This window comes from Clostridium sartagoforme AAU1, from assembly GCF_000401215.1.
Lineage (GTDB): Bacteria > Bacillota > Clostridia > Clostridiales > Clostridiaceae > Clostridium > Clostridium sartagoforme.
The window spans coordinates 1-11,922 of the sequence record NZ_ASRV01000162.1 but is presented as its reverse complement, the minus strand read 5'-3'; the positions used below and the strand labels follow the sequence as shown (position 1 = coordinate 11,922).

General features: G+C 27.5%; 12 protein-coding genes, 6 tRNA genes and 1 pseudogene. 16 read left to right on the top strand and 3 right to left on the bottom strand.

All coding sequences use genetic code 11. The annotated features are described in order from the left end of the window. Positions 1 to 19: 19 nt before the first annotated feature. Positions 20 to 1,129 carry an ABC transporter ATP-binding protein gene (locus A500_RS13220; RefSeq protein WP_016208067.1) on the top strand — a complete coding sequence of 370 codons (1,110 nt, stop codon included), beginning with the start codon at positions 20 to 22 and terminating at the stop codon, positions 1,127 to 1,129. 177 nt (positions 1,130 to 1,306) lie between these two features. On the opposite strand, the gene A500_RS13215 is transcribed toward A500_RS13220, so the two are convergent. Further along, complete coding sequence (locus A500_RS13215) at positions 1,307 to 2,026, bottom strand: superoxide dismutase (RefSeq protein WP_016208066.1); 720 nt, start codon at positions 2,024 to 2,026, stop codon at positions 1,307 to 1,309. Positions 2,027 to 2,130: 104 nt separating this feature from the next. Between A500_RS13215 and A500_RS13210 the strand changes: the two genes are divergently transcribed. The 4 genes and pseudogenes from A500_RS13210 to A500_RS22175 all read left to right on the top strand — a co-directional run bounded on the left by A500_RS13210 (position 2,131) and on the right by A500_RS22175 (position 5,416). Continuing rightward, positions 2,131 to 2,430 (top strand): thioredoxin family protein, encoded by a 300-nt coding sequence (locus A500_RS13210; RefSeq protein ID WP_016208065.1) that lies wholly within the window; start codon positions 2,131 to 2,133, stop codon positions 2,428 to 2,430. Positions 2,431 to 2,580: 150 nt separating this feature from the next. Beyond that, on the top strand, positions 2,581 to 3,279 hold the full coding sequence (locus A500_RS13205) for a response regulator transcription factor (RefSeq protein WP_016208064.1): 699 nt from the start codon (positions 2,581 to 2,583) through the stop codon (positions 3,277 to 3,279). 196 nt (positions 3,280 to 3,475) lie between these two features. Continuing rightward, a pseudogene (locus A500_RS13200) lies at positions 3,476 to 4,942 on the top strand (sensor histidine kinase); the annotation flags it as partial. Positions 4,943 to 4,957: 15 nt separating this feature from the next. Beyond that, positions 4,958 to 5,416 (top strand): ATP-binding protein, encoded by a 459-nt coding sequence (locus tag A500_RS22175; protein ID WP_425544843.1) that lies wholly within the window; start codon positions 4,958 to 4,960, stop codon positions 5,414 to 5,416. Between the two features lie 87 nt (positions 5,417 to 5,503). Here the strand turns inward: A500_RS22175 and A500_RS13195 are convergent, their stop codons facing one another. Beyond that, complete coding sequence (locus A500_RS13195; RefSeq protein ID WP_016208062.1) at positions 5,504 to 5,764, bottom strand: Vpu; 261 nt, start codon at positions 5,762 to 5,764, stop codon at positions 5,504 to 5,506. A 270-nt stretch (positions 5,765 to 6,034) separates the two neighbouring features. Between A500_RS13195 and A500_RS19575 the strand changes: the two genes are divergently transcribed. Together A500_RS19575 and A500_RS19570 are read left to right on the top strand one after the other, a co-directional pair. Next, complete coding sequence (locus tag A500_RS19575; RefSeq protein ID WP_051993160.1) at positions 6,035 to 6,952, top strand: ABC transporter substrate-binding protein; 918 nt, start codon at positions 6,035 to 6,037, stop codon at positions 6,950 to 6,952. A gap of 8 nt (positions 6,953 to 6,960) precedes the next feature. Then, entirely contained in the window at positions 6,961 to 7,536 is a 576-nt protein-coding gene (locus A500_RS19570; protein ID WP_051993159.1) for a hypothetical protein, read from the top strand. 140 nt (positions 7,537 to 7,676) lie between these two features. Here the strand turns inward: A500_RS19570 and A500_RS13185 are convergent, their stop codons facing one another. Beyond that, complete coding sequence (locus A500_RS13185; RefSeq protein WP_242835133.1) at positions 7,677 to 9,215, bottom strand: hypothetical protein; 1,539 nt, start codon at positions 9,213 to 9,215, stop codon at positions 7,677 to 7,679. Positions 9,216 to 9,338: 123 nt separating this feature from the next. Between A500_RS13185 and rph the strand changes: the two genes are divergently transcribed. The 9 genes from rph to A500_RS13140 all read left to right on the top strand — a co-directional run bounded on the left by rph (position 9,339) and on the right by A500_RS13140 (position 11,918). Beyond that, positions 9,339 to 10,085 (top strand): ribonuclease PH, encoded by a 747-nt coding sequence (gene rph, locus A500_RS13180; RefSeq protein WP_016208060.1) that lies wholly within the window; start codon positions 9,339 to 9,341, stop codon positions 10,083 to 10,085. A 4-nt stretch (positions 10,086 to 10,089) separates the two neighbouring features. Then, complete coding sequence (locus tag A500_RS13175; RefSeq protein ID WP_016208059.1) at positions 10,090 to 10,701, top strand: XTP/dITP diphosphatase; 612 nt, start codon at positions 10,090 to 10,092, stop codon at positions 10,699 to 10,701. A gap of 9 nt (positions 10,702 to 10,710) precedes the next feature. Continuing rightward, a complete protein-coding gene (locus tag A500_RS13170) occupies positions 10,711 to 11,190 on the top strand; it encodes a metallophosphoesterase (RefSeq protein WP_016208058.1) in 480 nt (159 codons plus the stop codon). A 155-nt stretch (positions 11,191 to 11,345) separates the two neighbouring features. Then, positions 11,346 to 11,421: transfer RNA gene (locus tag A500_RS13165), tRNA-Pro, on the top strand. 17 nt (positions 11,422 to 11,438) lie between these two features. Next, positions 11,439 to 11,512, top strand: a tRNA-Gly gene (locus tag A500_RS13160). A gap of 76 nt (positions 11,513 to 11,588) precedes the next feature. Beyond that, positions 11,589 to 11,665 (top strand) — tRNA-Arg (locus A500_RS13155). Between the two features lie 7 nt (positions 11,666 to 11,672). Then, positions 11,673 to 11,748, top strand: a tRNA-Pro gene (locus tag A500_RS13150). 16 nt (positions 11,749 to 11,764) lie between these two features. Further along, a tRNA-Gly gene (locus A500_RS13145) sits at positions 11,765 to 11,838 on the top strand. A gap of 3 nt (positions 11,839 to 11,841) precedes the next feature. Then, positions 11,842 to 11,918: transfer RNA gene (locus tag A500_RS13140), tRNA-Arg, on the top strand. Positions 11,919 to 11,922: the final 4 nt, after the last annotated feature.

The window sequence follows — 11,922 nt, the reverse complement described above, 5'->3', positions numbered from 1 at the left end:
AAATTTGGAGGAGAAAATTATGGCAGGATTAAGTTTAAGAAATATTCAAAAAGTATACGAAAATGGATTTAAAGCAGTTCAAGATTTTAATTTAGACATTGAGGACAGAGAATTTATAGTTTTTGTTGGACCATCAGGATGTGGTAAGTCAACTACATTAAGAATGATTGCAGGCTTAGAAGAAATATCCGGAGGAGAATTATATATTGGAGATAAACTTGTAAATGATGTAGCTCCAAAAGATAGAGATATAGCAATGGTTTTCCAAAACTATGCATTATATCCTCATATGACAGTTTATGAAAACATGGCATTTGGATTAAAACTTAGAAAGCTACCAAAGCAAGAAATAGATCAAAAAGTTAGAGAAGCGGCAAAGATACTAGATATTGAACATCTTTTAGATAGAAAACCAAAAGCTTTATCAGGTGGACAAAGACAAAGGGTTGCCATGGGAAGAGCTATAGTTAGAAGTCCTAAAGTATTCTTAATGGATGAACCTTTATCAAACCTTGATGCTAAATTAAGAGTTCAAATGAGAATAGAAATTTCTAAGTTATATAATGAATTACAGACTACATTCATATATGTAACACATGATCAAACAGAAGCTATGACTTTGGGAACAAGAATAGTTGTTATGAAAGATGGTATTATTCAACAAGTTGATTCACCAACTGAAATATACAATCATCCAGCAAATCTTTTCGTTGCAGGATTTATAGGAAGTCCTCAAATGAATATGACTTATGGACAAACTTTAATTAAAGATGGAAAAAACTTTGTTAAAATATTTGATGAATTAGTTGAAATTCCAGCAGATAAAGTTAATATGGTAAAAGAAAAGAATGCTGAAAATATAGAAGTTATAGTTGGTATAAGACCAGAAAACATTTACCATACAAAAGAAGAATTATCTAAACCAGGAGTTGTTACTTTCAAGGGTGAAGTTGATTTAAAAGAAAACTTAGGAGCAGAAACTTACATTCACCTTAAGAAAGACGGAGCTAACTTCATAATAAAATCTAGAGCAGCTAATGATTATAAAATTGGTGATCCAATAGAATTTGGATTTGATACTAATATGATGCATATATTTGATAGAGAAGAGCAAAATACAATATTTTAATCAGAGAAAAGTTTGTAGCTAACAATTAAATTGAAATTACGAAAATAAAAATAAAGCCTGCTGGAATCAGCAGGCTTTTTGATTTTTAGAGTTATTAAAAATATACTAAAACTAATAAGTATCAGGCATTAATATGCATTTTAAACTGTAACCTATGTTTATGAGTTGTATAATGGCTTACTTTTTATTGTTATAATTATTTTCAGCCTGTTCCCAATTGACTACATTCCACCAATTATCTATATATTCAGAACGTCTATTTTGATATTTAAGATAATAAGCATGTTCCCAAACATCAATACCAATAATAGGGATTAGTCCTGTTGAAATAGGACTATCTTGGTTTGGAGTAGATATTATTGATAATTTTCCATCACTATTTGATACTAACCAAGCCCATCCAGAGCCAAATCTATTCAAAGCAGCTTCTTTAAATTGATTTTTAAAGTTATCATAAGATTCAAAATCTCTATTAATTGCATCTAATAAATCTCCTTTGGGTGTTTGATCTTTTTTAGGAGACATTATTGTCCAGAAAAATTCATGATTATATACGCCACCAGCATTATTTCTAACTGTTTCTCTAATATCATCTGGTACTGAATCTAAATCCCTTAATATTCCTTCTAAGCCTTTAGAATATAATTCAGGATATTTTGCTATAGCTTTATTTAAATTATCTACATAAGCTTTTTGATGTTTATCATGATGAATGGTCATAGTTTCCTTATCAATGTAAGGTTCTAATGCATCATAAGCATATGGTAATGGTCTTAGCTCAAATTTAGAATCACCTAATGCATTACCTTTTACTAAAGCAGTAGGAATTAAGGAGATAAGAGTGATTATAGATAAAGCTAATAAAAAGAATGAGTAAATTTTATTTTTTGATTTCATTTTATACACCTCCTATTTTAGTATTTCTCTAAAAAGAGCATTTTATAAATAAATTATGTAAGTGATATAATAAATATAATAAGTAAATTAAAATTGGAGGAGTTATGGAAAAATTAATAAAAAATAATTCGATAAGTATAATATATTTTAGTGGTTCAACTTGTGGTGCTTGCGATGTAATAAAAGAGAAGGTACTACATGTTATTAGAGATTACAAGGAAATTAGGTTTCTTGAAATTAATGCATTGGAGCATAGGGAGTTAGCAGCTCAAAATGATATATTTTCTTTACCTATTTTGATATTGTTCATTAACAAAAAAGAAACACTAAGAGTTGGGAGACATTTTGATATATTAGAATTCAAAAATTTGATAGATAGATATTACAATTTAATTTATAGATAGATATTTAATTAATAACTATATTTTTAAGAATTCCTTAATAAATATGATATAAACTTTGTAACTTCTTTAAATTAATATTATTAATATAAGGATGTTACTTAATATATACATTATGTTAAAATATTAATAAAAAAGACTTTTGGGGGATATATGAATAAATTGAATATTTTGGTGGTAGATGATGATAAAGAGATAACAGAAGCAATAGAAATTTATCTTATGAATGAAGGATATAATGTTTTTATAGCTTATGATGGAATACAAGCATTGAAGGTTGCTAGAGAAGAAGCAATTCATTTAATAATAATGGATATAATGATGCCAAACCTTGATGGTACTCGCGCAACAATTGAATTAAGAAAAGAAAAGGAAATACCAATAATAATGTTATCTGCTAAATCAGAAGATTCAGATAAAATATTAGGACTAAATTTAGGTGCAGATGATTATATAACTAAGCCATTTAATCCGTTAGAGTTAATAGCAAGAGTTAACTCGCAAATAAGAAGATATACTAGGTTTTCATCAATAAATAATGAAGAAAATAAAGGACTAATAACTGTAGGTGGACTGGAGTTAAATATCACTAATAAGGAAGTTTTAGTTAATGGAAGAGAAGCTAAGTTAACTCCTATAGAATTTAAAATTCTAAGTCTTCTTATGAGCAACTTGGGACGTGTATTTTCTATAGAGGAAATATATGAAAGAGTATGGAATGAAATAGCATATAATGTAGATACGGTAACTGTCCATATAAGGAGGATAAGGGAAAAGATAGAAGTAGACCCTAGAAATCCTCAATATTTAAAGGTGGTGTGGGGAGTTGGATACAAAGTTGACAAAAAATAAAATTTATAAAGAAATAAATATATTCTTAGTTATTTTATCAATAATAATTTTTTCAATATCACTTACAAAAACAATAACGGAATATAGAAATACTAAATATATTCATAAAACTAATTTTTATGATGAATATAACATTAGAAGTTATATTGATTCTTTTGATGAAACTTTGAAAACTTATTTATATGCATATGAGGATATGGAAGGTACTATACGACAAGATATATATAAGGCAGAAAAAGAAAGGGATAAAAAAGAAAAAGAAAATCTTTTGAAAGAATCTGAAAATAATATTAGAAGTATGGGAAAAAGTCAAGGATTAACAGAAGATGAAATTAATGAAAATGTTGAAAGAGCAAAAGAAAATATACTTTCTGAAGATAATGATATAGATGCTTATTTCTATAATATAAAAATAAATACATTTGAAACTATAGCTAGAACAAAAAATATTGAATTTTACATTGAAGATAATACTGGAGCAAAAATTACTAATATAAAAGATAATAGCTTTGAATATAAGATAAAGAATAAGGAATTTGAAGATGAAAATTATTATTATATGTATTTTCCAAATTCTAAAAATGATAATGAAAATAATTTGTATTCTAAGGAATTATCCAAAGTCTATCCAGATTTGATTGATTATTATAATAGAGAGACAGTTAAATATTATAGAATACCAAAGAATTTAAATGAAGGGGACAATCTTTATTATGAATGGGATTATAGGAAAGGAGCTTTAAATACATTAAAAAGATATAGTATTATTTCTTTAGCATCAGGAATAATAACCTTGATACTAGCAATTTTAAGTTATAAATATAAAAATAAAAATAAAGATGAAAATGGCTTTATGGAACGTTTATACTTAAAGTTACCATTAGATATTAAGATATTTATTCCTATATTATGTGTTAACACGATTAAAGAACTTATAACAAATGTTATACCTTATTATAGTGGTAATAGTTATTCCAACAAAATAATAGCTTTATCAATAGTAGCAATAATAGTAACTTATTTACTTATAAAGGATATGATTCTTATAATAGGAGGAAAAAGGGCCTTAGGAAATATCTTAACAAAAAAATATATAATAATAGTAATAGATAAATTAAAAAACTGTTATATTGTTAGTACAACAGCATTTAAAGTAAGTGCTATGATTTTTATGACTGCTTTAGCTATATGGTGCACTATATTAATAAATTATTATAGCTATTGGAACTATATAACTGTAATGACAGCCCAAATATATGTAATTGTATATTTAATAATATTAACAGCTTATGTGATTATAGTATTTGGTGAAGCAAATATATTGAATATAAAATCAAGAAAAATAGCAGATGGTAAATATGAAAAAGAATATAAGAAAAATAGAATGATAATTTTCAAAGAAATAGAAAGTAATATGTTAAATATAGAAGAAGGACTTAATGGAGCTTTAGACAAAGCAATTAAAAGTGAAAGAATGAAAAGTGAATTGATTACCAATGTATCACATGATTTAAAAACACCTTTGACATCAATAATAAATTATGTAGATTTATTAAAGGAAGAAAATTTGTCACAAGAGAAAAGAGACAAATATATAGAAGTTTTAGATATAAAATCTAAGAGGCTTAAAATATTAATAGAAGATTTATTTGAGGCTTCAAAAGTAACATCTGGAAGTATGGAATTTGAAAAAGAAGAATTAAATATAGTATCATTACTTAGACAAATATTAGGGGAGTTAGAAGAAAAAATATCGCTAGCAGAGTTAAATGTAATAACTAAATGGTCAGAAACAAAAGCTATATTATTTTTAGATGGTAGAAAAACTTTTAGAGCATTTGAAAACCTAGTAAATAACATTATTAAATATTCAATGAGAAATTCCAGAGTATATATAGAGGTTATAAGCAATGATGAGGAAGTTATAGTAATAATGAAAAATATATCATCATATCAGCTAGATTTCACGGCAGAAGAAATAGTTGAAAGATTTAAAAGGGGTGATAAATCTAGAAGTACAGAAGGGTCTGGACTTGGACTTGCTATAGCAAAAAGTATAGTAGAACTTCAGGGTGGAAGCTTTGAAATAGATATTGATGGAGATTTATTTAAAGTAACTATAAAATTTAAAAAATAAGTATTTATTTAAAAGAGGTTTTTCATAATGAATTTCTATTCATTATGAAAAACCTCTTTTAATTTTTAATTATAAACTAAAAATTAACTATTTTTCATCTTCATCCATTAAATCATCAAAGCTAAGAAGTTCATCTTCTGAATTTTCATTAAGAGAACTGTTAGATTTATAAGATATTTGGTTAATAGCTTGATATATTTTTTCTAAAAGATAATTTTGGATTCTTCGAGTCTTATATGCTTTATTAAAAATAATAAAACTCCATATTCCTATGATAGCAAAAGTTATCATAAATAAAGCACCAATACCATAAAAAACTATTTGAAAAATTTGAACAGCTAAATCCATATAAAAATACCTCCAAATTTTATATAAAAATTTAAAAACTTTATACTTTCAGTCTGCTATTTTACTTAAATAAGATTATTAATTAGCAGCTATTAAATTCATAAGTCAATAAATTAAGTAGATAATTAATTAAAACATATATATTATAGCATAGAAAATTACAACAATTTAGTTTAATTAGAAATAAATATGAAATTTAAATATTAATGATTACTATTAAAATTATATGTCTATAATTTAGAAAGATACTGAAGGTAAGGAGAAGAATATATGAAAAAAATAATATTATTAGCAGCATCAACTGCACTATTAATAGGGTTTTTACTAGGATTTATAGAAGTTGTAAATCAAGAGCCAACCGAAAACAAAAAAATATTTACATATTCTGTATCTTCAGTACCAACAGATTTTAAATCAGTTGGAGACTTAGACAAAAGAATGCAGGATATAGTGTGTGCTACTAGTAGAGGCTTAGTAGAATTAAATTCATCTAAAAACATAGTTCCTTCTCTATCAGAAAGTGTTGAAGTAAGAGACGATGGATTAGAATATGATTTTAAAATAAGATCAGATATTTATTGGAGTGATGGAAGTAAAATAACTCCAAAAGATATAGCAACATTTTTTAGAGAAATATTAACAGAAGAAAATGGAGAAAATATAGGTGCATTATTAAATGTGTATGGAGCAAAAGGATTTAGAGATGGATATGGATCTTTTTCTGAGAATGTGGGAATTTCCTATGGAGAAGAAAATATAATATTTAGACTAAATTCAAAGGATGATAATTTTATTGAAGAACTCACTATGCCACAATACAGGTTAAGAAAGAACGTTATATTATGGAATAATATAAAACAAAATTATGATAAGCTTGTTTACTCAGGATATTATGGTATTTCTGAAATATCAATTGATGAATTAACCCTTAAAAGAAATAATAATACAAATATAGAGTTAGTTGAAACGATAAAGGTAGCCTCAGATGAAAGTGAAGAAGTAGCAATGGCAGCTTTTGAAATAGGGGGAAGAGATATAGTTATAAATCCACCTAAAAGCCAATTAAGCAGATTAAATGAAGAAAATAGATTGATGACTTTAGAATCTGATAAGGCAATGTATTTGACATTTAATCCCAATAGTGATTCTATACCCATAGAAGGTAAAAAAATATATATAGTTCAATAAATAAGGCTATGGAAGAATATCAATTAGAAAATAATATGTTTATAGAGCTAGCTGAAGGTAGCTATTTTAGAAATGATAAGGAAGATTTACTTAAGCTTCAAAGTAGAAAGGTAATGAGTAATGAATCAGGTGAATGGAGTAAGCCTAAGGAACTTTTTTTAGTTGCACAAGAAGGAACTGAGAATAAAGAAATTTGTGAATATATATCTAATTGGTTTGAGAAAAATACAGACACCTATATAAATTATAAGTTAATTACAGAGGAAGAAATAAACTCTATAAAGGATTCCAATTATTATGATATAGCATTGATTCAAGGAAATTCTAATTTTTCAGGAGAGGATTCTATATATAATACAGTAGTTAAATTTCTTCCGGGAAAATATAAAGACCAATTTTCCGCAGTAAAAACAGAAGGAGAAAAAGAAGCGTTATTTACTAAATTAGAAGATGAGTTATTTAATACGTATCAAGTATTACCAATTGCTTTTTATAATAATAATATAGCTTTAAACAATAAAATAAAAAACATGATTTTAGATGGTAATGGAAATATAGACTACAGTAAAATAGAAAAATCATAGTATCCTCTTTATAGTTGAGAACTACAAAAATACTCTCTAAAAAGTTTTTGAAATTAAATTATTGATGTAATTTTTAACAAATTACATCAATAATTATTTATTTCTTATTATTTAAGTATAATCATAAGAATACTTAGTATTTAATTACTAGTTAAATCATCATTTTTAGATATGAGAATAGTATTTTCGATATCTTCAAGATTGGCATCTGGAGTTTCAATAGTATCTTCTCTGAGGCTGATATCATCGGTATATGTTTCATCAGTTTGATTATTATCATTATTCCTATAAGAAAGATCAGATTTTATTAGATTTGTTTCACGCATAAAGTCATCTTTAAATAGAAAAATTATTAGTTGATATATATACATATTTTTAAAGCTATCGAATGATGAACCAGATGGTGAAAAAGAATCTTTCTTCTTAGAATATGAAATTCCTTTATTGAAAATTGGAGCTACCCCTAAGCTAGCAGGAGTTGATATTGTTGGCATTCTAAAGAAATTTTCTTCTAACATATCAGATGAATTTAAAGTTAAACCTCTATATCGTTCAGCATCATCTAAAGTAGGTGCTTCAGGCCAACATGTTATCAAGCCAGAATTTATGAAATACTTTCTATATAATGAAGAAATCATATTTTTATATTCATTATACCTATTAGATTCTTTTGAATACATAATAATAGCTAGGAAGTAAAATGTAATATCAAAGCATGAATATTTTAAATCTTTTTTTCCAGAAAGCTTAAGAAAAACTTCTTTTTCATCATCATATAAAGATACTAGTTTATTATTTATTTCTTTAGCTTTTTCATTGAAGGTAATCATTTGAGTATGTTTAAATGATAAAATCAAATTTATTAAGAGTAAGCATGTAAAATCTAAGGTATCCACATAATAGTCTTTTTCATCGAATTTATTTATAAGATAATCTGTTAAGTCTACAATTAAAATTTTAGCATCATTATTTTTAGAATTACTATAAAAAATATTAATGGCAGTAAGTATTTTGCATATTTCTTCGAAAGAGCACTCATAAATTTTTTCTTTAAATTCATTAAGCATTTGTAGTATTTCTAATGAAAACTTATTGTAATCTTCTGAAATATCATCATCTTCATATAACATTGAGTATAAATTATATGAAACCATCATAAATGCTTGGTCAGAAAATTTAAATTTATTATTTTTTTCTGTAAGATTAAAACCTTTATAGTTATTTTCAGAAAGATTTCTTTTTTCTATAAAGATTCCTTCAGTATTTCTTAAGTTTACTGAGTAAAAGTCAAGTTGTTCTTTAGCCAATCTCTTATAAATTTGAGAATAAGAATATAATTTTTCATCAGCATCTTTAAACTTTGAATAATAGGTAGTTAAATTCAATATACTTGAAGTCATTAAAGCATTAGTTATTGGAGCTATATCCTTTTTAAAGGATTCTTCATCAAACCCATTATAGTTCTTACTATGAATATAATTAGGGGAGGATTTTCTATATATACATAGTAGTGGAGAAAAATTACCAGATGTGGTAATATCAATGGAGGATGATATTTTTTTATAATTTTTAACTGAATCAACTAATCCACATTTTGACTCAAGAACTAATGTCCTTATGGCCTCCTTTGATAAGTGAAAAAGTTGGCCGTTAATTTCTTTTTGAGATAGTTTATTCATTCTAAAAAATGGTCCTATATATCGCAAATTCTTCACCTCTTCATTAATCCTTATATTAATAATATGAGTTTAATGTTAAAATAGTGCATAAATTTTAATAATATTAAGAATTGGAGGTAAATTATGAGAATAGATGGAAGAAAAAATGATCAAGTAAGAGCTACAAAAATAACTAGAGGATATACAAAATATGCAGAGGGATCTGTATTAATAGAAGTTGGTGATACAAAAGTTATTTGTACTGCATCCATAGAAGATAAAGTTCCACCATTTTTAAAGGGGCAAGGAGAAGGGTGGATAACTGCTGAATATAATATGCTACCAAGATCAACAGGGACAAGAAAAGTAAGAGATATATCTAGGTTGAAGATAGATGGAAGAACTATGGAGATACAAAGGCTAATAGGAAGGGCATTAAGGTCAGTTATGGATTTGAAGGCGCTTGGAGAAAAAACAATATGGATAGATTGTGATGTTATTCAAGCAGATGGTGGAACAAGAACAACATCTATTACAGGAGCTTTCGTAGCATTAGTAGATGCAGTAAATAAATTGCATAAAGAAAAACCTTTTGATGTATATCCAATAAGGAAATTTGTCAGTGCAACTAGCGTTGGTATTCTTAATGAAGAAAAAATCTTAGATTTATGCTATGAAGAAGATTCAAAAGCAAAAGTCGATATGAATATTATAGCTACAGATGAGGGTGAATTTATAGAAATACAAGGAACAGGCGAAGAATCACCATTTAGTAGAAATGATTTAAATGATCTTCTTGACTTGGCACAAAAGGGGATAAAGCAAATGGTGCAAATACAAAAGGAAGCATTAAAAATGGATTCACTTTGGATAGGTACTGGAGGAAAATAGTTAAATGAAGAAACTTATAATTGCAAGTAATAATCAAGGTAAGATAAAAGAGATGAAAAAAATTTTAGAAAATATGCCACTAGAAGTTTTCTCATTAAAAGATATGGACCTTGATATAGATGTAGAAGAAGATGGAATAACATTTGAAGAAAATGCAAAAAAGAAATGTAAAGAGATATATAAAGAACTTATAAAAATGGGAGAAAATAATTTTATAGTGGTGGCGGATGATTCAGGATTGGAAGTGGATTATCTAAATGGAGAACCAGGAGTGTACTCTGCAAGATATTCAGGAGAACATGGTGATGATAAAAAAAACAATGAAAAACTACTTTTAAACTTAAAAGGAGTTAATTATGAAAATAGAAAGGCTAGATTCGTGTGTCAATTAGCTTTAATAAATGATAATAATATTTATAAGTCAGTAACAGGAACAGTTGATGGATATATATTGGATAATGAAAAAGGATGTGATGGGTTTGGATATGATCCACTATTCTTTTATGAACCATTTAATAAAACTTTTGGAGAGCTTTCAATGAAGGAAAAAAATAGTATATCTCATAGGGGAGTTGCTCTTGAAAAATTTAAAAAAATTATAGAAGAATTTTTATAGGAGGCAAATATGAAGATTGCTGTATTAAGTGATTCTCATTATGAAACTTCATTTATAAATGATATAAAGGAATACTTAGAAGATATAGATATTATATTACATTGTGGAGATGGAGCACCAGATACTAAAGCCTTATCTAATATTTTTAGAGGAGAAATATATGCAGTTAAAGGTAATTGTGATATGAGCAAAGAATATCCTCTTGAAAGAATTATTGAAGTAATGGGAATAAAAATATTTATGACTCATGGGCATATGTATAATGTTAAAAATGAGTACAATACTATATTCTACAAAGGTAAGGAAGTTGATGCAGATATAGTCCTTTTTGGACACTCACATAAGGCACTAATAAAGGAGTATGATGGATTAGTAATAATGAATCCGGGAAGTATAAGTTTACCTTATGGTAGGGCAAAGAGAACATTTGGAATTATAGAAATATTAAAAAATAACAAACGGAATATTTCTATAAAAGAAATAGAATAATAAATTCATGCAATCCGTTATTAATTTACAATATTATTAAATATCTAGGTAAATCTCCAAAATTCTCTTATATAGATTATTTTTTTAAAAATGTATTGACGGATTGCTATTCCTATTGTAGAATAAACATTGTCGTTGAGAGATATTGAAGATATCGGGGTGTGGCGCAGATGGGAGCGCGCGTGGTTTGGGACCATGAGGTCGCAGGTTCAATCCCTGTCACCCCGACCACTTTCAAAATCAAATATGCGGGTGTAGCTCAATGGTAGAGCCCTTGCCTTCCAAGCAAGTTACGTGAGTTCGATTCTCATCACCCGCTCCATTAAATCAACAGATAAAAAAATGTTGACAATTGGCAAAGAATGATATAAAATAATTAATGTTCTTTGTAACAATATGCGTGTTTAGCTCAGCTGGATAGAGCAACGCCCTTCTAAGGCGTGGGCCAGGAGTTCGAATCTCTTAACACGCACCATAAGTATCGGGGTGTAGCGCAGATGGGAGCGCGCGTGGTTTGGGACCATGAGGTCGCAGGTTCAATCCCTGTCACCCCGACCACTTTCAAATTTAATATGCGGGTGTAGCTCAATGGTAGAGCCCTTGCCTTCCAAGCAAGTTACGTGAGTTCGATTCTCATCACCCGCTCCATACGCGTGTTTAGCTCAGCTGGATAGAGCAACGCCCTTCTAAGGCGTGGGCCAGGAGTTCGAATCTCTTAACACGCACCATAAA